We start from the raw sequence: 23,038 nt of genomic DNA, 5'->3' as shown, positions 1-23,038 counted from the left end.
CGTGCGGGGGGGGGCGGCCGGTGGGCGGGCGCCCGCCCACCGGCCGGGGTGCTAGGCCTTCTTCAGGCTGAAGGCCAGCGACAGGGACTCGTCCTCGAAGACCGGGGCCTCCGGGTCCGCCTCCTCGTACTCCGTGGCCAGGACCTCTTCCGCGATGAGCGCGGCGTGGTCCGTGAGGGCCTGGGTGACCTCGTCGTCCGAGGAGCGCCAGCGCAGGGAGATACGGTCGGCGACGTCCAGGCCCGAGTTCTTGCGGGCCTCCTGGACGAGGCGGATGGCGTCGCGGGCCAGGCCCGTGCGGCGCAGCTCCGGGGTGATCTCCAGGTCCAGGGCGACCGTCGCGCCCGAGTCCGAGGCCACGGACCAGCCTTCGCGCGGGGTCTCCGTGATGATGACCTCCTCGGGGGAGAGGGGCACCGGCTCGCCGTTGACCTCCACCGTGGCCGTGCCCTCGCGGAGGGCGACGGACAGCGCGGCGGCGTCCGCGTCGGCGATGGCCTTGGCCACGGCCTGGGTCTCCTTGCCGAAGCGGCGGCCCAGCGCGCGGAAGTTGCCCTTCGCCGTGGTGTCGACCAGGGAGCCGCTACCCGCCGGACCGGTGGAGGCTTCCGCGAGGGAGGCCAGCTCCGAGATGTTCAGCTCCTCCGTGATCTGGTCGCGCATCTCGGGGGAGAGGGTCTCGAAGCCCTGGGCCGCGACCAGCGCGCGGGAGAGCGGCTGCCGGGTCTTGACGCCGGACTCGGCACGCGTGGCGCGGCCCAGCTCGACCAGCCGGCGGACCAGCAGCATGTCCTGGGACAGCTCCGGGTCGATCTTGCCGAGGTCGGCCTCCGGCCACTCCGCGAGGTGCACCGAGTCCGGGGCGCCGGGCGTGACCGGAACGACCAGGTCCTGCCAGACGCGCTCGGTGATGAACGGGGTGATCGGCGCCATCAGCTTGGTGACCGTCTCGACGACCTCGTGCAGCGTGCGCAGCGCGGCCGGGTCGCCCTGCCAGAAGCGGCGGCGGGAGCGGCGCACGTACCAGTTCGAGAGGTCGTCGACGAAGGTGGACAGGAGCTTGCCGGCGCGCTGCGTGTCGTACCCGTCCATGGCCAGGGTGACCTGGTCGACGAGGGCATGCAGCTCGCTCAGCAGCCAGCGGTCCAGCAGCGGGCGCTTGTTCGGCGCCGGGTCGGTCTCGGAGGGGGCCCAGCCGGTCGTACGGGCGTAGAGCGCCTGGAAGGCGACCGTGTTCCAGTACGTCAGCAGGGTCTTGCGGACGACCTCCTGGATGGTGCCGTGGCCCACGCGGCGCGCGGCCCAGGGCGAGCCGCCCGCGGCCATGAACCAGCGCACCGCGTCGGCGCCGTGCTGGTCCATGAGCGGGATGGGCTCCAGGGTGTTGCCCAGGTGCTTGGACATCTTGCGGCCGTCCTCGGCGAGGATGTGGCCGAGACAGACCACGTTCTCGTACGAGGAGCGGTCGAAGACGAGGGTGCCGACGGCCATCAGCGTGTAGAACCAGCCGCGGGTCTGGTCGATGGCCTCGGAGATGAACTGTGCCGGGTAGCGCTTCTCGAACAGCTCCTTGTTCTTGTACGGGTATCCCCACTGGGCGAAGGGCATCGAGCCCGAGTCGTACCAGGCGTCGATGACCTCGGGGACGCGGTGCGCCTCCAGGGCGCAGCCCGGCTCGGGGCAGGTGAAGGTGACCGCGTCGATGAACGGGCGGTGGGGGTCCAGGCCCGACTGGTCGGTGCCGGTCAGCTCGCTCAGCTCGGCCAGCGAGCCGACGCAGGTGAGGTGGCCGTCCTCGCAGCGCCAGATGGGCAGCGGGGTGCCCCAGTAGCGGTTGCGGGACAGGGCCCAGTCGACGTTGTTGTCCAGCCAGTCGCCGAAGCGGCCGTGCTTGACGGAGTCCGGGAACCAGTTGGTGGCCTCGTTCTCCCTGAGGAGGGCCTCCTTGACCTGGGTCGTACGGATGTACCAGGACGGCTGCGGGTAGTAGATGAGGGCCGTGTGGCAGCGCCAGCAGTGCGGGTAGCTGTGCTCGTACGCGACGTGGCGGAAGAGAATGCCCCGCGCGTCCATGTCGGCGACGAGGTCCTCGTCGGCCTTCTTGAAGAAGGCGCCGCCCACGAGCGGCAGGTCCGGGTCGAAGGTGCCGTCGGGGCGCACGGGGACGACCGGCGTGATCCCGTTGTCCCTCGCCACGCGGAAGTCGTCCTCGCCGAAGGGTGCGAGGTGCACCATGCCGGTGCCGTCCTCGGTGGTGACGTACGTGTCGTTGACGACGAAGTGGGCGCCCGGGATGTCGACCAGCTCGAACGGCCGCCGGTACGTCCAGCCCTTCATCTCGGCGCCGGTGAAGCGCCGGTCCGTGGCGTGCCAGTCCTCGCCCAGGGCCTGCTCGACCAGGGGCTCGGCGACGACGATCTTGTCGGTGCCGTCGGTCGCGACCACGTACGTCACGTCGGGGTGCGCGGCGACCGCGAGGTTGGCGACCAGTGTCCAGGGCGTGGTCGTCCAGATCATCAGGTCCGCCTCGCCCGCCAGCGGGCCGGAGGTCAGGGGCATGCGGACATAGACGGACGGGTCGACGACCGTCTCGTACCCCTGCGCCAGCTCGTGGTCCGAGAGGCCGGTGCCGCAGCGGGGGCACCAGGGGGCGACGCGGTGGGACTGGACGAGGAGGCCCTTCTTGAAGATCTCCTTGAGGGACCACCAGACCGACTCGATGTACTCGGGGTTCATGGTGCGGTACGCGTCGTCCATGTCGACCCAGTAGCCCATGCGGGTCGTCAGCTCGGAGAAGGCGTCCGTGTGGCGGGTCACCGACTCGCGGCACTTCGCGTTGAACTCCGCGATGCCGTAGTCCTCGATGTCCTGCTTGCCGCTGAAGCCCAGCTCCTTCTCGACGGCCAGCTCGACCGGGAGGCCGTGGCAGTCCCAGCCCGCCTTGCGCGCGACGTGATACCCGCGCATGGTGCGGAAGCGGGGGAAGACGTCCTTGAAGACGCGGGCCTCGATGTGATGGGCGCCCGGCATCCCGTTGGCCGTGGGCGGGCCCTCGTAGAAGACCCACTCGGGGCGGCCCTCGGACTGTTCGAGGCTGCGGGCGAACACCTTGCTCTCGCTCCAGAAGTCGAGCACCGCGCGCTCCAGCGCTGGCAGGTCGACCTGGGCGGGCACCTGGTTGTATTGCATCGTCGGGGCTTCCTCCGGCGGACACGTCTGATCGTCTTCCGTCGGAGGGACGAGTGCGCCTGCCGGAGTCCGGCGGCGGCCCGCGGTACCACCCTCCTTGGCAGCGGAATCGGCGGTCCGCCCACTGCCCCCTCATTGGGAGTGACGCTGCCGGGTCTACTCGCTCCGGGGAGCTTTCTTCCGGCGGCTCCGGGGTGATTTTCACGTCGCGCTCGCCCCCGGGCTCTCACCGTCCCCGGGTCGCTCCTGGCCGCATACGGACGCTACTCGTCCCCTTCATCGCCTTTCGCCGCCCCCAGTGTACGGGGCCGCGCGGGCGGCGGCAGAGCGGTTTTCGGGCCGCCGGGCGGGGCACAACGCTTGCAGACCGGCGTGCCCCGTTGCCGTGCGCTTGAAGTCGATTTATCGTTCCGGTCACGTTTCGCGAGCAAGATCACAAAATGTGAAGGGGCCGCGGTCATGGTGGCGAGAGAGTCCGCCGCGAAGAAGACGGCAGCAGCGAAGAAGACCTCACACAAGGCCGCACCCGCGAAGAAGGCCGCGGCCGGGAAGACCGCGGCGAAGAAGACGGCCGCGAAGAAGACGGCCGCCAAGAAGACCGTGGCGAAGAAGACCGTGGCCAAGAAAGCGGTGGCGAAGAAGGCCGCGGCGAAGAAGGCTTCGGCGGGAGAGGAGACGGCACCACGCAGCGCGACGGCGGCCCGGAAGGCCGCCGCTCCGGCGAAGAAGACCGCATCGGCGGCCAAGGCGGCCCCCGCCGAGCAGAGTGCCGAGGCCGCAGCGAAGACGACGGGAGCCAAGACGGTGGCTGCGAAGAAGACTCCGGCGGCGACGAAGGACGAGACGGTGCCCTCCGCCCGTGCGGCGGACGCGGCGTCCCCCGGCGAGCTGGCCGTACGTCCCGGCGAGGACCCCTGGACTCCTGAAGAGGTCGACGAGGCGCGCGAAGGCCTGCGCGGCGAGGCCGTGCGGCTGCGCGCGGAGATCGCCTCCTCGGAGGAGGCACTGACCGGGCTGATGCGGGACTCCGGGGACGGCGCGGGGGACGACGATGCCGACACCGGTACGAAGAACATCACGCGCGAGCACGAGATGGCGCTCGCCGCCAACGCGCGCGAGATGCTCTACCAGACCGAGCGCGCGCTCGAACGGCTCGACGCGGGCACGTACGGCCTGTGCGAGAACTGCGGCAAACCTATCGGAAAGGCCAGGATGCAGGCGTTCCCCAGGGCCACTCTGTGCGTGGAGTGCAAGCAGAAGCAGGAACGCCGCTGAACGCGCTCGTACGCGTGTGTCGTACCCTCAACACGTGACAGAGGTGGAGCGGCCCATCGAGACGCCGGACGAGGGCACCGAAGGTCAATCCGGGGCGGCGCCGGCGAAGAAGCGGCGCATCGCCGTGCTCGTGTCGGTCGCCGGACTCGCCTTCGTGCTGGACCTGATCAGCAAGCTGATCGTGGTCGCCAAGCTGGAGAACCACGAGCCGATCGAGGTCGTGGGCTCCCTGCTGCGGCTCAACGTGATCCGGAATCCCGGCGCGGCGTTCGGCATCGGCGAGGCGCTGACCATCCTGCTGACGGCGATCGCCGCCGCCGTGGTCGTGGTGATCGCCCGTATCGCCCGCAAGCTCTACAGCACGCCGTGGGCCATCGCCCTGGGCCTCCTCCTGGGCGGCGCCTGCGGCAATCTGGTGGACCGCATCTTCCGCTCGCCCGGCGTCTTCCAGGGCGCGGTGGTCGACTTCATCGCCCCGACGCACTTCGCCGTCTTCAATCTGGCCGACTCGGCGATCGTGTGCGGGGGCGTGCTGATCGTGCTGCTGTCGTTCCGTGGGCTGGACCCGGACGGGACCGTGCACCGGGACTGAGGGCGCGAGGGCGCTCGGGTGTGCGGGCGCTCGGGCGTGCGGGCGCGTCAGCGCTTCGGCGGGACCGTGAACCTGACGCCGTAGCCGCCGTCGAGAGCGCGGGTGGCCGTCGCGCGGACGCCGTTCGCGAAGGTGTGGCTCTCGCCGGGGCGGAACGGGGCGTCCGAGAGTTCGGCCAGCTCCGTGGGGAGGCGGTCCGCGCAGTCCGGGCCGCCGCCGCTGCGGGGGTGGGCGTCGACGACGCGGACCGGGCCCCGGCCCGTGGGGACGCGGGAGTCGACCGTGTAGAGCAGGACGCCCTCGGCGCAGATGTCCGCGTCGAGGCCCTCGCGGGTGCGGGCCTCCGCGACGAGGGCCGTGTGGCGGCCCGTACGGACGACGGCGAGGCGGGCGCCGGGGGAGCCGACGGGCGAAAGGGTGTGCTCCGTCGTGCCGGGAGAGGTCACGCAGCCGACGTCGCGGGGCGGGATCCAGCCGAACTTCCACTTGTGCCAGCCGAGCAGGTCCGAGATGCCCGCCATGCTCATGGTGTCCCAGCCGCCCGCGTACTCGACCGAGGCGCCCTTGCGGACGTTGTAGAGGTCGGGCAGGCCGTAGAGGTGGTTGGCCTCGTGGACGAAGTTGCCGCGCTGCCAGAGCGCGGAGTCGCCGGTGCGGCCGAAGATCAGTGCCGCCGAGTTCACGCGGGCGCGGCCCGAGCGCAGGGTCGGGAAGGTGTGGGCCTGGGAGACGGTCGGGGCCGCGGGGACGTTGGCGTCGGCCACCACGTAGACCAGGTCGGCACCGCCGAGGCGGACGCCCTGGGCGCGGGCCGCGTCGAGGGCCTCCTGCACGTACTGCCGCATCAGGGGGGTGGGGACGCCGCGCGCTATGCCGTACGAGGACCAGGGGCGCGGCATCCGTATCCAGTGCGGCGTGGGGGAGAGGCGCAGGCGGTACTTCCCGTACGAGGCCCGCTTGAGGTACGCGTCCCCGTAGCGCGAGAAGAACGCGGCGCGGGCGGCGGCCGGGGTGACGGCGGGCAGGTCGCTGAAGTCGACCATCAGCATCAGGGCCCGCTTCTCGCCGCGCGGGCGGACGAAGCCGGGGCGTACGGGGCCCTCGCCGGTGCCCCGGGGCGCGTCTATCGCGCACGCCCCGGCGGTCGCCGAGGGCGTGGCCGTGCTCACCGGGGTCAGCGCGAGGCCCGCCGTGGCCAGGGCCGTGGTCACGGTCAGCGCGGTCCTGCCCGTCGGTCGCCGGTGCCGCCGGCGGCGCTCGTTGCGCGAGGTCATGACGCGCTCCCCTCGGATTCCGGCTCTGCGAGCCACCGTCGTGGGGAGCGGGCCCCGTCGCATTCCGGCGCGTGCCAGGCGGGTGAGGCCTCCGGGACGGTCTCCCGCGGCCCGCGTAGGCCGCGCGGGTGAGGGCGGACGGGGCGCGTCCGGCATACTCGATCAGGTGAGCACGCTTCCTGAGACCCGCACCCTGCCCGTTCCGGACGGCCTCGAAGGCGAGCGCGTCGATGCCGCGCTCGCCCGGATGTTCGGTTTTTCGCGTACGAAGGCCGCCGAGCTGGCCGCGGGCGGGAAGGTGCTGCTGGACGGCGCCCCGGCCGGGAAGTCCGACCGGGTCACCGGCGGCGCCTGGCTGGAGGTCGAGATGCCGGAGGCGCCGCAGCCCGTGCGGGTCGTCGCGGAGCCGGTCGAGGGGATGGAGGTCGTCCACGACGACGAGGACATCGTCGTGATCGTCAAGCCCGTCGGGGTCGCGGCCCATCCGAGCCCGGGGTGGACCGGGCCGACCGTGATCGGCGGGCTCGCCGCCGCCGGGTTCACGATCACGACGTCCGGCGCCGCCGAGCGCCAGGGCATCGTGCACCGGCTCGACGTCGGCACGTCGGGGCTGATGGTCGTCGCCAAGTCCGAGCGGGCCTACACGCTGCTCAAGCAGCAGTTCCGCGAGCGGACCGTCGACAAGCGGTACCACGCGATGGTCCAGGGCCACCCCGACCCGCTCAGCGGCACCATCGACGCGCCCATCGGCCGCCACCCCCAGCACGACTACAAGTGGGCGGTCACCGCCGAGGGCAAGCCGTCGGTGACGCACTACGACCTGATCGAGGCGTTCCGCGCCGCGAGCCTCCTCGACATCAAGCTGGAGACGGGGCGCACGCACCAGATCCGCGTGCACATGGCCGCGCACCGCCACCCCTGCGTCGGCGACCTGACGTACGGGGCCGACCCGACGCTCGCCAAGCGGCTCCGGCTGGAGCGGCAGTGGCTGCACGCGATGCGACTCGGCTTCGAGCACCCCGCCGACGGCCGCTGGGTCGAGTACGAGAGCGCGTACCCCGAGGACCTGCAGAGGGCGCTGGACAGGGTGCGGGCCGAGAGCGCGTAACCGGAGAGGGACAGGTCGGACAGAACCCGTGGATCAGCTCGCCCTCTTCTTCGCACTGCTGCTCGCCGCCGTCGTGATGGTCCCCGTCGGGGACCGGCTCGGGCTCCCCGCGCCCGTTCTCATGACCATCTTCGGCGGGGTGCTCGCGCTCATCCCGTCGGTGCCGAACGTCTCGCTGCCGCCCGAGTACATCCTGCCGCTCGTGCTGCCGCCGCTGATATACGCGGCGGCGCAGCGCACGTCCTGGCGGCAGTTCGCCGCGAACAAACGGCCGATCTTCCTGATGGCGGTCGCCCTCGTCTTCGTGACGACCGCCGTCGTCGCCTTCGTGGCCGACGCGCTCGTGCCGGGGCTCGGGCTCGCCGGGGCCGTCGCGCTGGGCGCGCTCGTCGCGCCGCCCGACCCCGTCGCCGCGACCGCCGTCGCGGGCAGCGTCGGACTGCCGCGCCGCCTCGTCTCCGCACTGGAGGGCGAGGGGCTCTTCAACGACGTGACCGCGATCACCCTCTACCACGTCGCCATCGCCGCCGCCGTGACCGGCTCCTTCTCGCTGGGCGGCGCCGCGGGGGAGCTGGTGCTGTCGGGCGTCGTGGCGGTGGTCGTCGGGCTGGTGCTGGGCTGGACCGCCAACAAGCTGATGGGCTACCTCGGCGACGCCACGCTCCAGACGGGGCTGACGCTGCTGGTGCCCTTCGCCTCGTACGTGCTGGCCGAGGAGCTGATGGGCTCCGGCGTCCTCGCCGTGCTCGTCACCGCGCTCTACCTCTCCTCCGGGCACGCGGTCGACGCGGACGACGTGCAGGGGCGGCTGGCCGGACAGACGTTCTGGCCGATCGTGGACACGCTCGTGACCGGGGTCGCCTTCGGGCTGATCGGACTGGAGCTGCACACGGTCGTGGGGACCGTGCGGAGCGAGTGGGAGCAGCTCCTCCCGGCCGCGCTGGCGGTCGTCGGCGTCGTCGTGCTCGTACGGCTGATGTGGCTGCTGCCCACCGCGTGGCTCGCGCAGCGGCTGCACCGGCGGAAGGACCTGGACGAGGACATCCCCGCCAACTGGCGCGAGACGGTCGTCGTGTGGTGGTCCGGGATGCGCGGCGTGGCCTCGGTCGCCCTGGCGCTGGCGGTGCCGCTGAGCGTGGACTCCGGCGCGGCCTTCCCCGGGCGCGACGCGATCGTCTTCGTCGCCTTCGCGGTCGTCCTGGTGACGCTCGTCTTCCAGGGGCTGACGCTGCCGTGGCTGGTGAAGCGGCTCGGCGTACGGACGGACAGCGCCGGTGAGCGGGAGCTGGAGCGGCAGTTGGCGATGCGGTGCGCGAAGGCCGCGCGGCGGCGGCTGAAGGAGATCGAGGAGGTCGAGGATCTGCCGGAGGAGGTCTCCGAGGCGCTGGCGCGGCGCGCGTGGGACGTGGGGGCGCGGATCTCGCCCGACATCGTGGACGAGGAGCGGCGCGCGGCCCACGTCCAGCGGGTCGCCCGCCTCAAGAAGATGCGCCGCCTCCAGGGCGAGCTTCTCTCCGCCGCGCGCCACGAGGTCCTCGCCGCCCGCGGCGAACCCGGCGTCGACCCCGAGGTCGTGGACCGAGTCCTCCACCAGCTCGACCTGCGGAGCTTCCGGGGAGTGTGAGGGGCCGCCCTCGACAGGGTGCCGGGGTGCCCGGGTGCCCGGTCCGTCGGGTTACAGCAGCTTCTCCGGCTCCTTCGTCAGGCGGATGCCCGGGAGCGCCTCGGGGTGGGTGTCCTTCAGCCAGGTGAGGAGGGACTCGCGGACGTGGCAGCGCAGGGTCCACAGGTCGTCGGAGGTGCGGGCCGTCATCGCGGCGCGTACCTCCAGCGTCGTGTGGGTGCTGTCGGTCACGACGAGGCTCCAGCTCCGGCCGTCCCAGTGGTCGCTGGCGCGGATGATCTCCTCGGTCTTCCCGCGGATCTTCTCCACCGGCGCCGCGTGGTCGAGCTGGAGGTAGACGGTGCCGGTCTGCTGGGGGCCGCCGCGGGACCAGTTCTCGAACGGCTTGCTCGTGAAGTACGACACCGGCATCGTGATGCGGCGCTCGTCCCAGGTGAGGATGACCAGGTAGGAGACGGTGATCTCGTCCACCGTGCCCATCTCGCCGTCGACCACCACCTCGTCGCCGATCCGCACCATGTCGCCGAACGCGATCGACAGCCCCGCGAAGAGGTTGCCCAGCGTCGACTGGGCGGCGATACCGGCGACGATGCCCAGGACACCGGCGGAGGCCAGCATCGAGGTGCCGAACGTCTTCATGCCGGGGAACTGGAGCAGGACGGCCGCCACCGCGATGACCGTCACCACCGCCGTCACCAGCCGCTGGATCAGCGTGAGCTGCGTGCGGACCCGGCGTCCCCTGGCGGGGTCGTGCGTCGAGCCCGCGTACCGGGTGGCGGCCGTCTCCGTTATGGCGGCGACCACCCGCAGGATCAGCCACGTCGAGCCCGCGATCAGGATGATCGTCATCCACAGGTCGACGGTCTCCCTGTGGTCGGCCTTGGCCAGATGCGTGCTGTCGAAGAAGCCGCTCACCAGCGCGACGAAGAGCACCGCCTGGAGCGGGAACCGGCCGCGCCGCAGCAGCCCCCACATCGGGGTCTCGGGGTGCCGCGTGTCGAGGCGGACCATCAGCCGGTCGACGGCCCAGGCGAGGACGTACGCCAGCACGAGCGCGCCACCGAAGACGATGACCGGTCGCAGTACGTTCTCCATTCGTCTCATTCCTTGGGTCCGAGGGGGAAGGCCACCGAAGACCGTACCTGGCACCATGAGGGGAAACTCGACCTAGGGCGCTCCCACGGCGCTCTTTGTGAAGGATGTGACACTCGTGGCCACCGTCGTGCTGTTCCACTCCGTCTACGGCCTGCGGCCGGCCGTGCACAGCGCGGCCGAGCGGCTGCGGGCCGCCGGACACGAGGTGCACACTCCGGACCTCTTCGACGGGCGCACCGCGCCGTCGATCGAGGAGGGCATGAAGCTGAAGGACGAGTTCGGGCGCGACGAGCTGCTCCGACGCGCGATCACCGCGACGGCCCCGCTCTCCGAGAAGGGCCTGGTCTACGCCGGGTTCTCGCTCGGCGGCGCCATCGCGCAGAACCTCGCGCTGGGCGACGCGAAGGCACGCGGGCTGCTGCTCCTGCACGGCACCTCGGACATCGCCGAGGACGCCGCGGTCGACGACCTGCCGGTCCAGCTCCACGTCGCCGACCCCGACCCCTTCGAGCCGCACGACTGGCTCTCCGCCTGGTACCTGCTGATGCGCAGGGCGGGGGCCGACGTCGAGGTCTACCGGTACCCGGGCGCCGGGCACCTCTACACGGACGACGGGCTGGACGACTACGACAAGGAGGCCGCCGAGGGCACCTGGCACACCGCGCTCGGCTTCCTCGACTCCCTGGACTAGGCCCGGACGCCTAGGGCTTGCGGCAGCGGCCCGTCGGCTCCGAGCCGTGCGGCTGGCAGATGTACGGGCGGTCGGCCGCGTCGTCGCTGACGTACCGCCCGACGCACGCGTCGGAGCCGGTCAGGCCCTTGGAGCGGCACCAGTCGGCGGCGGCCTTCCCGTCGGGGAACGGGGCGGGGCGGTAGAACATCCAGTACCCCGGGCGCAGCGAGGCCCGCTTGTCGCTGTCGAGCCAGCGCACGGGCCCCGCCTTGGCGGTGAGCCGGGAGTTCATCTTCGCGCGGGCCTCCGGCCCGTCGGCCTTGGCTACCGAGCCGAGCTGCGCCACCCACACGTTCCGCGGCGGACCGCCCCCGCCCGGCTTCGGGGGCTCGGGCTTCTTCGTGGTCGGCGTCGGCTCCGGGGAGTCCTTCCCGCCGTCCTGGCCGTCCCGGCTCTTGCCGGGGGTCGGGGTCGGCGTGCTCTCGCCGTTCTCCGAGGGACTGGCCTCACCGGGCTCCTCGGTCGCGGGCGCCGCGCTCGCGCCGCCCTTCGCGTCCCCTCCGTCCTCGTCGCCGGGGCGCGTCAGCAGATAGGTGCCGCCCGCGACGAGCGCCGCCGCGACGACCGCGCCCACGATCGCGAGGGGCGCCCGGCTCCGGCGCCGTACGGGCGGAGAGCCCGACGGCATCGGCTGCGGCGGTGTCGGCACCTCCGCGGGACCGGGCGGCGGCGGTGCGCTCAGGGCCGTCTCCGTCGGTACGTACGCGACCGCGCCGCGCCCCTCCTCGACGTCCGCCAGCATCCGGTCCAGCGTCTCGGCGTCCGGCCGCGCGGCGACGTCGCGGACGAGCAGCGCGGTGAGGACGGGCGTCAGCGGGCCGCTGCGCACGGGCGGCGGCACCGGCTCGTCCAGGACGGCCGCCAGCGTCGAGAGCGTCGTGGGGCGGCGCAGCGGGCTGTGGCCCTCGGCGCAGACGTAGAGCGTCATGCCCAGCGACCACAGGTCGCTCGACGGGTCGTCGTCGCCGCGGATGCGCTCCGGCGCGATGTACTCGGGCGAGCCGAGGAACTCGCCGGTCTGCGTCAGCGTCGAGGAGCCCTGCAGTGCGGCGATGCCGAAGTCGGTCAGCACGGGCGAACCGTCGGCGCGCAGCAGCACGTTGGCCGGTTTCACGTCGCGGTGCTGGATCCCGGCGGCGTGCGCGGTGCGCAGCGCGCCCAGCATCTGGCGGCCGATACGGGCCGCCTCGATCGGCTCCAGCGGCCCGTTCTCGATCCGGTCCTGGAGCGTGTCGCCGGGCAGCAGCTCCATCACCAGCCAGGGGTACGGCCGTTCGTCCACGATGTGGTGGATCGTCACCACCCGCGGATCGTTGAGGCGGGCCAGGGCGCGCGCCTCGCGCAGCACGCGCTCGCGCAGCGTCCTGCCCGCCTCGGAGTCGGCCGCCTGTTCGGGATCGAGCGAGGGATCGGTCGGGCGGACCTCCTTCAGGGCCACCTCGCGGTGCAGCGCGGTGTCCCGCGCGCGCCACACATGCCCCATGCCGCCGCTGCCGAGCCGCTCCAGCAACTCGAAGCGGCCGTCGACGATCTGTCCCTGTTCACCCCCGGCCATGGGCTCAGCGTACGGGCTGATCCGTCTTCTGGACGCGCTGACTGCCCGATACCGTCCGGTAGGAACGACGGAGTTCGGACGTGGCGTTCTTGTCGGCCTTGTCGGACAGGACGAAGTAGTCCATCTGCGCCCGTTCCGCTGTCAGGTCCAGCACGCCGTAGCCGTGCGAGTCCATGTCCACCCAGCGGACATGGCGGTTGGCCGCGCGGACGGCCGCCTCGGCGACGCCGGAGATCGTGTCGGGCGCGACGTTCAGCACGTCGTCCAGGTTGTCCGAGGTGACGGACGTGATCACGAACTCGGTGGCGACGGGCGCCTCGCGGGGGTAGTCGGCGGCCCGTACGGGCACGTCGTTCGCCCAGCTCATGTGGATGTCGCCGGTGAGGAAGACGGTGTCCTCGACCCGGTTGTCCCGCAGGTGGGTGAGGAGTTCGCGGCGGTCGTCCGTATAGCCGTCCCACTGGTCGGTGTTGACGGCCAGGCCCTCCTTCGGGACGCCCAGCAGCTCGGCGAGCGGGCCGAGGAACTTCGCGGGCACCGAGCCGAAGGCGACCTGGGAGACCATCACCGAGTTGCCCACGAGCTTCCAGCGGGCGCGGGATTCGGTGAGGCCCTTCTTGAGCCAGGCGAGCTGCTCGCGCCCGGTGAGGGTGCGGTCCGGGTCGTCGATGTCGCCGCCGTCGCCGACGGACGCCTGCGCGTCGCGGAACGAGCGCAGGTCGAGCAGGTGCAGATCGGCGAGGTCGCCGAAGCGCAGCCGCCGGAAGGTGGTGCCCGCGGTGGAGGGGCGCACCGGCAGCCACTCGAAGTACGCCTGCTTGGCCGCGGCGACCCGGTCCTTCCAGGCGCCCTCGGTGGCCGGGTCGTGGTTGCCCGCGCCGCCCGACCAGGCGTTGTCGGCGAACTCGTGGTCGTCCCATATCGCGACGAGCGGGTGCGCGGCGTGCATCGCCTGGAGGTCGGCGTCGGCCTTGTAGTGGCCGTGCCGGACGCGGTAGTCGGCGAGGGAGAGGATCTCGTGCTCGGGTTCGACCCCGCGCACGACGCCGTCGCCCTCCGGGTACTCGCCGGTCCCGTACTCGTAGATGTAGTCGCCCAGGTGCAGCACCGCGTGCAGGTCCGTACGGGCCGCGAGGTGGCGGTACGAGGCGAAATAACCGCCCTCGTAGTTCGCGCAGGAGACCACGCCGAAGCGGAGGTTGCCGGCGGGCGTGCCCGCCGCGGGGGCCGTACGGGTGCGTCCGGCGGGGGAGCGGACGCCGTCGGCGGTGAACCGGAACCAGTACGTGGTGGCCGGGGCCAGGCCGCGCACGTCGGCCTTCACGGTGTGGTCGGCGGCGGCCTCGGCCTTGGCGGAGCCGCGCCTCACGATCTCGGCGAACTCCTTGTCCGCGGCGACCTCCCACGCGACCTCGACCGGGGCGCCCTTGCCGGAGCCGGGGACGGCGCCGGGCTCGGGGGTGACGCGGGTCCACAGCAGGACGCCGTCGGGGAGGGGGTCGCCGGAGGCGACGCCGTGCAGGAACGCGGGCTTCCGCGCGTCGGAGGGCGCCGCCGCGCTCGCGTCGGGCGCGGCACCCGCCAGCGGCAGCAGCGCGGCACCCGTCACCCCGGCGGCACCGGCGACGACGGCGCGTCGGCGGGGCGTGCGCGGGGCGGCCGGGGCGGTGGCGGCGGTCGGTTTCTGAGGTCTCTCGGGGCTCGTGGAAGTCACGAGCAGTCATGTTACGTACGGGTACGCGTGAGGGGCAGGCCTCTTGTCGCCAAGTGGCCCGCCCCTCGCGTGCGTTCCCGGGACGTTCGTGCGCGCGTCCCGGAACGCTTACTTCTTCTTCTCGCCCGAGTCCTCGCCCGAGCCGCTGGGCGTCACGTCGACGCCCATCTTCTTCAGGTCCTTGACCAGGTCCTGCGGCTCGGTCTTCTTGCCGTCGACCTTGATCGTGGGCGTGCCCTGGATCTCCGCGCCGTTGAAGCTGGCGATCATGTCGTCCGCCCACTTCTTGTACTTGGTGCCCTTGACCGCCTTCTCGAACTTCTTGTTGTCCTTCAGCTCGGGGACCTCGTCCGACACCTTGAGCAGGTACTTGTTGTCGGCGAACTTGTCCTCCTGCTCCGGCGGGTGGAACTCCTTGGAGTACAGCACCTTGTGGTACTCGGTGAACGCCTTGACGCTCACGGCCTTGGCGGCGCCCAGCGCACGGGCGGCGTTCCTGGAGCCCTTGCCGCCCATGTTGTCGTCGATGATCGAGCCGAGGTGGATACGGAGCTTGTACTTGCCCTCGTCGGCGCCCTTCTGCAGCGACTCGCCCATCGCCTGCTCGAACTGGGCACACGCCGGGCAGCGCAGGTCCTCGTAGACGTCGATCGTCTTCTTGGCCTTGCCGCCGCCCGTGGTGACGGCCATGTCGGCCCCGCTGGACTCCTTCTCGTTCATCTTCGCGACGCCGACACCGACGCCGGTGACGAGCGCGAGGACACCGACGACCGAGCCCGCGACGATCAACTGCCGCCGGGTCCGCTCCTTTTTCGCCTGCTTCTCGCGCTCGATGCGCAGCCGCTCGCGTGCCTGACGCTTGGCTTCCTGGCTGTTGCGCTTGCTCATGTCTGGTCTTCTCCGTGGATGTGTACGCGCGCGGTGGGGCGCGCGGCGTATCTGTGGTCTGGGGACGGCGGACCACGCGCGGTCACGGACGGGATCGGGGAGGGATCCCGCGGCCGGTCACGGGGACTGGAGTCGCGCGGTCACGCTGCGGAGGCGGCCCAGGAGGGCGGCCCGCGGCGGTGTACGGAGTGGGTGAGCAGGGGCAGCGACCGCTCGGTCCTGACCGGCCGGAAGCGGGGCGCGCGCACGGGGCCCGCGGGCGCCGCCGTACGGCACACGGCGAAGGCGATCCGCAGCGGGCGGAACGCGGTCGCCGCGGCGGCGCGCAGCAGCCGTGCCACGGCTGCCTCGCCGCGGCGCAGCCAGACGGCGGCGAGCAGCCCGACGCCCAGGTGCGCGGCGAGCAGCAGCCAGGGCACGGCGGGGTCGGCGCCCAGCGGGACCGGGCCCGCGCCGCCGCCCTGCGCGGCCATGCGCGCCAGGGGCGTGCCGACGCCGCCCCCGCCGCAGAGCAGATCGACGCCGACCGAGCGCAGGGGCCCGGTGACGGGGCCGCCCGCCTGTCCGTAACAGGCGTGCTGGCCCGTGGTGAAGACCGTGTCGGCCGCCAGCTCCAGCGGGATCAGCAGCGCGGCGATCCCCGCGAAGCCGCGCTCGCGGTCCGCGAAGGCGAACGCGAGCAGGAAGACCCCGGCGGCGATGGCCGCGAAGGCGGTGAGCGGGACCGGCGCTCCGGAGAGCAGGACATGAGCGCCCGCGGACAGCGTGACGCAGAGCGCGGTGAAGACCGCCGCCCTCGCTGTCCTGATCCCTGCCGCCGCCATGTCGGCCGTACCTCTCGCCATCGTCGCCCGAGTCTGCCATGCGAACCGGTAAGCGGCCCCTAAAGGGACGAGGGTCCGCCAGTTCCTTTCCCGGGGTACAGGCTTTCCCCGCGCTCTACAGGCCCGGTATCCGGCCGTTACGGAACAGGTCGAGGAAGATCTGGTGGTCCCGGCGGGCCGTCGCGCCGTACGCGTGCGCGAACTCGACGAGCATCTCCGCGAAGCCCTCCTCGTCCTTGGCGACGGCCGCGTCGATGGCCTGCTCGGTGGAGAACGGCACCAGGCTGTGGCCGCTCTCCGCTTCGTCGGCCGCCGCGTGCATGGCCGCCGTCGCGCGCCCGAGGTCGGCGGTGACCTGGCCCATCTCCTCGGGGTCGGCGAGGTCGGACCAGTCGAGATCCACCGCGTACGGCGAGACCTCGGCGACGAGCTGGCCCGTCCCGTTCAGTTCCGTCCAGCCCAGCCACGGGTCGGCGTGGGCCTGGAGGGCGCGCTGGGAGATCACGGTGCGGTGGCCCTCGTGCTGGAAGTACTCCCGGATCGCGGGGTCGGTGATGTGCCGCGAGACGGCCGGGGTCTGGGCCTGCTTCATGTAGATGACCAGGTCGTTCTCCAGCGCGTCGCTGTGGCCCTCCAGCAGGATGTTGTACGAGGGCAGGCCCGCGCTGCCGATCCCGATGCCGCGCCGCCCGACGACGTCCTTGACGCGGTGCGCGCCCTGCCGGGAGCGGGTGGTGCCGGGGAGGGTGTCCAGATAGGCGTCGAAGGCCGTCAGGACCCGGCGGCGGGTGTCGTCGTCCAGCTCGCTGGCGCCGCCGCCCGGGGTGAAGCGGCGCTCGTGGTCGCGGATCTCGGTCATGGTGCCGAGCAGCCCGAAGCGGGTGTTGGACCGCGCGGCGCGCAGCGCGTCCAGCACCGGGCCGCTGGCCGTGTCCAGGCTGAGCGCGGCGGCCTCGGCCTCCCGGGCGCCGGAGGCGAGGACGCGGATCCGCTCCCGGTACGCGTGGGCGTAGACCCGCACCAGCTCGGTGATCTGGGCGTCGCTGAGCGCCTTGCTGTAGCCGAGGAGGGCGATCGAGGCGGCGAAGCGCTTGAGGTCCCAGGTGAAGGGGCCGACGTAGGCCTCGTCGAAATCGTTGACGTTGAAGAGCAGGCGGCCCTGGGCGTCCATGTACGTGCCGAAGTTCTCGGCGTGCAGATCGCCGTGTATCCAGACGCGGCTCGTGCTCTCGTCGAGGAACGGGCCGCCGTGCTGCTCGCCGTCCAGGTCGGCGTAGAAGAGGCAGGCCGTGCCGCGGTAGAACGCGAAGGCGGAGGCCGCCATCTTGCGGAACTTGACCTGGAAGGCGGCGGGGTCGGCGGCGAGCAGCTCGCCGAAGGCCGTGTCGAAGACGGTGAGGATGCGCTCGCCGCGGGTCTCGGTGTCGTCAGCCATGGTGAAGGGATGCTCTCCGGGTGCGCCGATGGATGCGGGGGCCGCGCGCGTGCGGGGCCGAGGTGTCAACGTACTCGCACTCGGCGGAGTGCCCGCCGGGGGTGGCCGGGGTGCCCGGAGGTCCCTGGGGGTGCCCCGAGTGCCCCGGACTGTCGGTGCCGGGTCGTAGACTCCTCAGTCGTCCTGGAAGACCGTGCTCGGAGGTGTGCCTCGTCGTGACCCAGCAGCCCTTTACACATCTGCATGTGCACACTCAGTATTCGCTGCTGGACGGCGCCGCGCGCTTGAAGGACATGTTCAACGCGTGCAACGAGATGGGTATGTCGCATATCGCGATGACCGACCACGGCAATCTGCACGGGGCGTACGACTTCTTCCACTCCGCGAAGGACGCGGGCATCACGCCCGTCATCGGCATCGAGGCCTATCTCGCCCCGGACCACCGCAGGAACACCCGTCCGGTGAAGTGGGGCACCCCCCACCAGAAGCGCGACGACGTGTCCGGTAACGGTGCGTACACGCATATGACCATGTGGGCGCGGAACGCGACGGGACTGCACAATCTCTTCCGCGCCCAGTCCCGCGCGAGCCTGGAGGGCTTCTTCCGCAAGCCCCGTATGGACCGCGAGCTGCTCGCGGAGTACGCGGACGGGCTGATGGCCACCACCGGCTGCCCCTCGGGTGAGGTCAGCACCAAGATCCGGCTCGACATGGAGGACGAGGCTCTCCAGGCCGCCGGGGAGTACCAGGACATCTTCGGCAAGGAGAACTTCTTCGTCGAGCTGATGGACCACGGCATCGACATCGACAAGCGGGCGCGGGACGGCCTGGAGCGCATCGCCCGCAAGATCAACGCGCCCTTCGTGGTCACCAACGACTCGCACTACACGTACGAGAGCGAGGCCAGCGCCCACGACACCCTGCTGTGCATCCAGACCGGCAGCAATCTCTCCGACCCCGACCGCTTCAGCTTCGACGGCGCGGGCTATTACCTGAAGTCCGCCCAGGAGATGTACGCGATCGACTCCTCCGACGCCTGGCAGGAGGGCTGCCGCAACACGCAGCTCCTCATCGCCGAGCGCGTCGACACAGAGGGCATGTTCGTCCCGAAGAACCTGATGCCGAAGTTCGACGTCCCCGAGGGGTACGACGAGGTGTCGTGGTTCAAGGAGGAGGTCCGGCGCGGCATGGCCCGCCGCTACCCCGGCGGCATCCCCCAGGACCGCCAGGAGCTGGCGGACTACGAGATGGGCGTCATCATCGACATGGGCTTCCCGGGGTACTTCCTCGTGGTCGCCGACTTCATCAACTGGGCGAAGGACAACGGGATCGCGGTCGGCCCCGGCCGAGGCTCCGCCGCCGGCTCGATCGTGTCGTACGCCATGGGCATCACCGACCTCGACCCCGTCACCCACGGCCTGATCTTCGAGCGGTTCCTCAACCCCGAGCGCATCACCATGCCCGACGTCGACATCGACTTCGACGAGCGCAGGCGCGGTGACGTGATCCGGTACGTCACGGAGAAGTACGGGGCCGACAAGGTCGCCATGATCGGCACCTACGGCACGATTAAGGCCAAGGCCGCCATCAAGGACGCCTCCCGCGTGCTCGGCTATCCGTACGCGATGGGTGACCGCATCACCAAGGCCATGCCCGCCGACGTCCTCGGCAAGGGCATCCCGCTCTCCGGCATCACCGACCCGAAGCACCCGCGCTACAGCGAGGCGGGCGAGGTCCGGTCGATGTACGAGAACGAGCCGGACGTCAAGAAGGTCATCGACTCCGCCATGGGCATCGAGGGCCTGGTCCGCCAGATGGGCATGCACGCCGCGGGCGTGATCATGTCCAGCGAGCCGGTCATCGACCACGCCCCGATCTTCTCCCCGAAGAACGACGGCACGGTCGTCACGCAGTGGGACTACCCGAGCTGCGAGTCGCTCGGCCTCCTGAAGATGGACTTCCTGGGGCTGCGCAACCTGACGATCATGGACGACGCGGTCAAGATGATCCGCAAGAACAAGGACGTCGACCTCAAGCTCCTCGATCTCCCGCTCGACGACGCCAAGACCTTCGAGCTGCTCTGCCGGGGCGACACGCTCGGCGTCTTCCAGTTCGACGGCGGCCCCATGCGCTCCCTGCTGCGCATGATGAAGCCCGACAACTTCGAGGACATTTCCGCCGTCTCGGCCCTGTACCGCCCGGGCCCGATGGGCATGAACTCGCACATCAACTACGCCCTGCGGAAGAACGGCCAGCAGGAGATCACGCCGATCCACAAGGAGCTGGAGGAGCCTCTCAAGGAGGTCCTCGACATCACCTACGGCCTGATCGTCTACCAGGAGCAGGTGCAGAAGGCCGCCCAGGTCCTCGCCGGGTACTCGCTGGGTCAGGCCGACCTCCTCCGCCGTGCGATGGGCAAGAAGAAGAAGGAGGTTCTCGACAAGGAGTTCGTGAACTTCCAGAAGGGCATGCGCGACAACGGGTACTCGGACGAGGCCATCCAGGCCGTCTGGGACGTGCTCGTGCCCTTCGCCGGTTACGCGTTCAACAAGGCCCACTCCTCCGCGTACGGCCTGGTGACGTACTGGACCGCGTACCTCAAGGCGAACTATCCCGCGGAGTACATGTCGGCCCTGCTCACCTCCGTGCGGGACGACAAGGACAAGTCGGCGGTCTATCTCAACGAGTGCCGGAAGATGGGCATCCAGGTCCTCCCGCCGAACGTCAACGAGTCGGAGGCCAACTTCACCTCCAGTGACGACTCCACGATCGTCTTCGGCCTCACGGCGGTCAGGAACGTCGGGCAGAACGTCGTGGACTCGATCGTGAAGTGCCGCAAGGCCAAGGGGAAGTACACCTCGTTCCCCGACTTCCTGGACAAGGTCGAGGCCGTCGTCTGCAACAAGCGCACGGTCGAGTCGCTGATCAAGGCCGGCGCCTTCGACGAGATGGGCCACACCCGCAAGGGCCTCACCGCGCAGTTCGAGCCCATGATCGACAACGTGGTCCAGGTCAAGAGGAAGGAGGCCGAGGGCCAGTTCGACCTCTTCGGCGACCTGGGAGGGGACGACGAGGCGGACTCGGGCCCCGGCTTCGGCCTCGACGTCGAGTTCTCCGAAGAGGAGTGGGAGAAGACCTACCTCCTCGCCCAGGAGCGGGAGATGCTGGGGCTGTACGTCTCGGACCACCCCCTCTTCGGCCTTGAGCACGTGCTCAACGACAAGGCGGACGCGGCCATCTCCCAGCTCACCGGCGGGGACTACTCGGACGGCTCGATCGTCACCATCGGCGGCATCATCTCGGGCCTCCAGCGCAAGATGACGAAGCAGGGGAACGCCTGGGCGATCGCGACCGTCGAGGACCTCGCGGGCTCCATCGACTGCATGTTCTTCCCCGCGACCTACCAGCTCGTCTCCACGCAGCTCATCGAGGACGCGGTCGTCTTCGTCAAGGGACGGCTCGACAAGCGCGAGGACGTGCCGCGGCTGGTCGCCATGGAGCTGATGATCCCGGACCTGAGCGACGCCTCCGCGAACGCGCCGGTGACGATCACCATCCCGACCGTCAAGATCACCCCGCCGCTGGTGGAGAAGCTCGGCTATGTGCTGACCCAGCACCGTGGCGCGAGCGAGGTCCGGGTCCGCCTCCAGGGGGCCCGCAAGACGACGGTGCTCCGCCTGGACCGGCACCGGGTCACCCCTGATCCGGCGCTCTTCGGAGACCTCAAGGAGCTGCTGGGGCCCGCCTGTCTGGCCAGCTCCAACTGAGGCCGTAGCCGGTCGCGCAGTTCCCCGTGCCCCTTCAGGGGCACGGGGAACTGCGCGCGCAATTCGGGCGCACCTGCAGGCTGCGACGAGACCGCGAGGGGCAGCCCCTACTCAGCCCCGGCGCACTCCTAGTTGTGGCCGAAGCGGCGCTCGCGGTGCTTGCGGGCCACGTCCCCCGGGGTGGCCGCTGCCGTCTTGGACTGGGCCTCCATGGAGGTCTTCTGGGCGTCTTCCTTGCCCCGCTCCGCCGCGGGGGTCTGCTTCCGGTCGCGGTTCTGCCGCTTGTTCTTGGCCATGATCGCCTCCTGGGGGTTCCGAACGAGTGGCCGCGATCAGCCTTGCACGGCCCGACAAGAGGTGCATTTCGGGCAGTTACCCTGGGTGAGAGGGTCCGTGGCCCCACCGGGGTCGCCACGCCGATGATCGAGTTCGGGCTGATAACCCCCGTACGGTCGGGCAGACTCGAAGGAGCCGACCGAGAGTGGGTGGAACGTGGACCGCTGCGTCGTCCTCGTGGACGCCGGATACCTGTTGGGTGCCGCCGCGAGTCTGCTGGCCGGTGAGCCGACCCGCTCCCGCATCAGCGTGGATCACGCCGCGCTGATCCAGGCGCTGCGGGAGCAGGCCGAGGCCGATACCCAGTGCGCACTGCTGCGTATCTACTGGTTCGACGGTGCGCCCGACCGGGTGCCCCAGCCCGAGCACCGCAGGCTGCGCGTGATGCCCCGGGTGACCGTCCGGCTCGGCGCCCTGACCCGCAGCGACGGCCGCTGGGCCCAGAAGGGCGTCGACGCCGCCATGCACGCGGAGCTGACGGAGCTGGCCCGCAACCGCGCCTGCTCCGACATCGTGCTCGTCACCGGCGACGGCGATCTGCTGCCCGGCCTGATGTCGGCCAAGGAGCACGGCGTCGCCGTCCACCTGTGGGCCGTCCAGGCGGCCGACGGGGACTACAACCAGTCCGAGGACCTGGTCGCCGAGGCCGACGAGCGGCGCGTCCTCGACCGTACGTGGATCACCCGCGTCGTCCGTGCCAAGGAGCTGACCGGCGCCTGCGCGCCCTCCCCGGCCCCCCGGCCCGAGATCGCCGCGATTCTCTCGGCCCCGCTGCCCGAGACCGCCAAGAACGGCACACCGGCCGTGCCTCCCCCCGACGCCGTCGAGCCCGCGCCCGGGAGCGCCGGTGCCGGTGCCGTGCCCGGGAGCGCCGGGGCCCGGCAGCCCGGCGCTCCCGGGCACGGCACCGGCGAGCGTGAACGGGAACGGGAACGGGAGGGCGGCGAGGGCGCGGCCGAGGAGGGGAGAGAGGGCGCGGAGGACCCCTCCTCCGCGACGCCCCCGCAGCGCACCGAGGGCGCGGGCGTGCCCACCCCCAAGGACCTCGCCGGACTCGCGCGCCCCGGTGCCGGCACCGCGGCGGGCGCCGCCGGGCCCGCGACGGGGGCGCAGGGCGCCACGCTGCGCTGGTCCTCCGACCGGGGCTGGGTCGAGCGGGGCGCACCGGGCGAGTCCGCCGAGGTCGCCGCGCTGCCGATGCTGGCCCAGCTCACCACCGCCGAGCAGCGCTGGGCGGACCGCGAGGAGGACATCACCGCGGTCAGCGGCGACCCCTTCGAGGTCGGCCAGGTCTTCGCGCGCCGCTGGATCGAGCGGCTCGCCGCCCCCGCGCACCTGGAGCAGCTCTCCGGCGAGTACCCGCGCATCCCGCACCGCATCGACGGCGAACTCCTCCGGTACGCCGCCCGCTTCGGCCTCCTGGCCCACAAGGACGACCAGATCGACGAGCACGACAGGTACGCGATCAGGGCGGGTTTCTGGCGCGAGGTGGACGCCCGTACCGGCACGTCCGCCGAGCATGCGCCCGCGGGGGAGTGACCGGGCGTACCGGACAGGCTGGGAGAAGCCTGGGAATCGCGGGGGAAGGCCGCCCTCGGCAGAGGCCCACGGGACCGGGCGCGTACCCTC

Annotated in this window: 16 protein-coding genes; 7 read left to right on the top strand and 9 right to left on the bottom strand. The window is 71.4% G+C overall.

Going from position 1 to position 23,038, the window contains the following annotated elements; all coding sequences use genetic code 11:
* Positions 1-51 precede the first annotated feature (51 nt).
* Entirely contained in the window at positions 52-3,189 is a 3,138-nt protein-coding gene (gene ileS / locus ABD343_RS17345; RefSeq protein ID WP_344529042.1) for an isoleucine--tRNA ligase, read from the bottom strand.
* Positions 3,190-3,648: 459 nt separating this feature from the next.
* On the opposite strand from ileS, the gene ABD343_RS17340 reads away from it, so the two are divergent.
* Together ABD343_RS17340 and lspA are read left to right on the top strand one after the other, a co-directional pair.
* Complete coding sequence (locus ABD343_RS17340) at positions 3,649-4,464, top strand: TraR/DksA family transcriptional regulator (protein ID WP_344529040.1); 816 nt, start codon at positions 3,649-3,651, stop codon at positions 4,462-4,464.
* Positions 4,465-4,498: 34 nt separating this feature from the next.
* Complete coding sequence (lspA, locus tag ABD343_RS17335) at positions 4,499-5,056, top strand: signal peptidase II (protein ID WP_425578201.1); 558 nt, start codon at positions 4,499-4,501, stop codon at positions 5,054-5,056.
* Positions 5,057-5,103: 47 nt separating this feature from the next.
* On the opposite strand, the gene ABD343_RS17330 is transcribed toward lspA, so the two are convergent.
* Positions 5,104-6,330 carry a metallopeptidase domain-containing protein gene (locus ABD343_RS17330; RefSeq protein ID WP_344529038.1) on the bottom strand — a complete coding sequence of 409 codons (1,227 nt, stop codon included), beginning with the start codon at positions 6,328-6,330 and terminating at the stop codon, positions 5,104-5,106.
* A 166-nt stretch (positions 6,331-6,496) separates the two neighbouring features.
* Between ABD343_RS17330 and ABD343_RS17325 the strand changes: the two genes are divergently transcribed.
* Positions 6,497-7,438 (top strand): RluA family pseudouridine synthase, encoded by a 942-nt coding sequence (locus ABD343_RS17325; protein WP_344529036.1) that lies wholly within the window; start codon positions 6,497-6,499, stop codon positions 7,436-7,438.
* A gap of 28 nt (positions 7,439-7,466) precedes the next feature.
* Entirely contained in the window at positions 7,467-9,062 is a 1,596-nt protein-coding gene (locus ABD343_RS17320) for a Na+/H+ antiporter (RefSeq protein WP_344529034.1), read from the top strand.
* A 51-nt stretch (positions 9,063-9,113) separates the two neighbouring features.
* Here ABD343_RS17320 and ABD343_RS17315 read toward each other — a convergent pair whose 3' ends face one another.
* The gene (locus ABD343_RS17315; protein ID WP_344529032.1) at positions 9,114-10,157 is read right to left on the bottom strand and encodes a mechanosensitive ion channel family protein; all 1,044 of its coding nucleotides are present in this window, start codon (positions 10,155-10,157) and stop codon (positions 9,114-9,116) included.
* A gap of 115 nt (positions 10,158-10,272) precedes the next feature.
* Here ABD343_RS17315 and ABD343_RS17310 point away from each other — a divergent pair, with 115 nt between their 5' ends.
* A complete protein-coding gene (locus ABD343_RS17310; protein ID WP_344529030.1) occupies positions 10,273-10,848 on the top strand; it encodes a dienelactone hydrolase family protein in 576 nt (191 codons plus the stop codon).
* 10 nt (positions 10,849-10,858) lie between these two features.
* Here ABD343_RS17310 and ABD343_RS17305 read toward each other — a convergent pair whose 3' ends face one another.
* From ABD343_RS17305 to ABD343_RS17285, 5 genes are all read right to left on the bottom strand, one after another.
* Positions 10,859-12,445: a serine/threonine-protein kinase gene (locus ABD343_RS17305; RefSeq protein WP_344529028.1), complete on the bottom strand. Its 1,587-nt coding sequence runs from the start codon at positions 12,443-12,445 to the stop codon at positions 10,859-10,861.
* A gap of 4 nt (positions 12,446-12,449) precedes the next feature.
* Positions 12,450-14,159, bottom strand: a complete 1,710-nt coding sequence (locus ABD343_RS17300; RefSeq protein WP_425578200.1) for an alkaline phosphatase D family protein — start codon at positions 14,157-14,159, stop codon at positions 12,450-12,452.
* A 108-nt stretch (positions 14,160-14,267) separates the two neighbouring features.
* Positions 14,268-15,047, bottom strand: coding sequence for a thioredoxin domain-containing protein (locus ABD343_RS17295; RefSeq protein ID WP_344529026.1), 780 nt, complete (start codon positions 15,045-15,047; stop codon positions 14,268-14,270).
* A gap of 140 nt (positions 15,048-15,187) precedes the next feature.
* On the bottom strand, positions 15,188-15,892 hold the full coding sequence (locus ABD343_RS17290; protein ID WP_344529024.1) for a hypothetical protein: 705 nt from the start codon (positions 15,890-15,892) through the stop codon (positions 15,188-15,190).
* Between the two features lie 94 nt (positions 15,893-15,986).
* Positions 15,987-17,306 carry a DUF2252 domain-containing protein gene (locus ABD343_RS17285; RefSeq protein WP_344529022.1) on the bottom strand — a complete coding sequence of 440 codons (1,320 nt, stop codon included), beginning with the start codon at positions 17,304-17,306 and terminating at the stop codon, positions 15,987-15,989.
* A 215-nt stretch (positions 17,307-17,521) separates the two neighbouring features.
* On the opposite strand from ABD343_RS17285, the gene dnaE reads away from it, so the two are divergent.
* A complete protein-coding gene (dnaE, locus tag ABD343_RS17280) occupies positions 17,522-21,073 on the top strand; it encodes a DNA polymerase III subunit alpha (protein WP_344529021.1) in 3,552 nt (1,183 codons plus the stop codon).
* Positions 21,074-21,201: 128 nt separating this feature from the next.
* Here dnaE and ABD343_RS17275 read toward each other — a convergent pair whose 3' ends face one another.
* Positions 21,202-21,369, bottom strand: a complete 168-nt coding sequence (locus tag ABD343_RS17275; RefSeq protein WP_344529019.1) for a hypothetical protein — start codon at positions 21,367-21,369, stop codon at positions 21,202-21,204.
* A gap of 196 nt (positions 21,370-21,565) precedes the next feature.
* On the opposite strand from ABD343_RS17275, the gene ABD343_RS17270 reads away from it, so the two are divergent.
* Positions 21,566-22,948, top strand: coding sequence for an NYN domain-containing protein (locus ABD343_RS17270; protein ID WP_344529017.1), 1,383 nt, complete (start codon positions 21,566-21,568; stop codon positions 22,946-22,948).
* Positions 22,949-23,038 lie beyond the last annotated feature (90 nt).

The organism is Streptomyces albiaxialis, from assembly GCF_039530985.1.
Taxonomy (GTDB): domain Bacteria; phylum Actinomycetota; class Actinomycetes; order Streptomycetales; family Streptomycetaceae; genus Streptomyces; species Streptomyces albiaxialis.
Note: the sequence above shows the minus strand (reverse complement) of the source record. Positions and strands in the feature narration are given on the sequence as shown.

What these genes read in the sequence shown, in the direction of transcription:
- ABD343_RS17295 (WP_344529026.1), bottom strand. Translation starts at nt 15,047, where the DNA reads ATGAGCAAGCGCAACAGCCAGGAAGCCAAGCGTCAGGCACGCGAGCGG.
- ABD343_RS17285 (WP_344529022.1), bottom strand. Translation starts at nt 17,306, where the DNA reads ATGGCTGACGACACCGAGACCCGCGGCGAGCGCATCCTCACCGTCTTC.
- ABD343_RS17290 (WP_344529024.1), bottom strand. Translation starts at nt 15,892, where the DNA reads ATGGCGAGAGGTACGGCCGACATGGCGGCGGCAGGGATCAGGACAGCG.
- ABD343_RS17340 (WP_344529040.1), top strand. Translation starts at nt 3,649, where the DNA reads ATGGTGGCGAGAGAGTCCGCCGCGAAGAAGACGGCAGCAGCGAAGAAG.
- ileS (WP_344529042.1), bottom strand. Translation starts at nt 3,189, where the DNA reads ATGCAATACAACCAGGTGCCCGCCCAGGTCGACCTGCCAGCGCTGGAG.
- ABD343_RS17330 (WP_344529038.1), bottom strand. Translation starts at nt 6,330, where the DNA reads ATGACCTCGCGCAACGAGCGCCGCCGGCGGCACCGGCGACCGACGGGC.
- ABD343_RS17315 (WP_344529032.1), bottom strand. Translation starts at nt 10,157, where the DNA reads ATGGAGAACGTACTGCGACCGGTCATCGTCTTCGGTGGCGCGCTCGTG.
- ABD343_RS17305 (WP_344529028.1), bottom strand. Translation starts at nt 12,445, where the DNA reads ATGGCCGGGGGTGAACAGGGACAGATCGTCGACGGCCGCTTCGAGTTG.
- ABD343_RS17275 (WP_344529019.1), bottom strand. Translation starts at nt 21,369, where the DNA reads ATGGCCAAGAACAAGCGGCAGAACCGCGACCGGAAGCAGACCCCCGCG.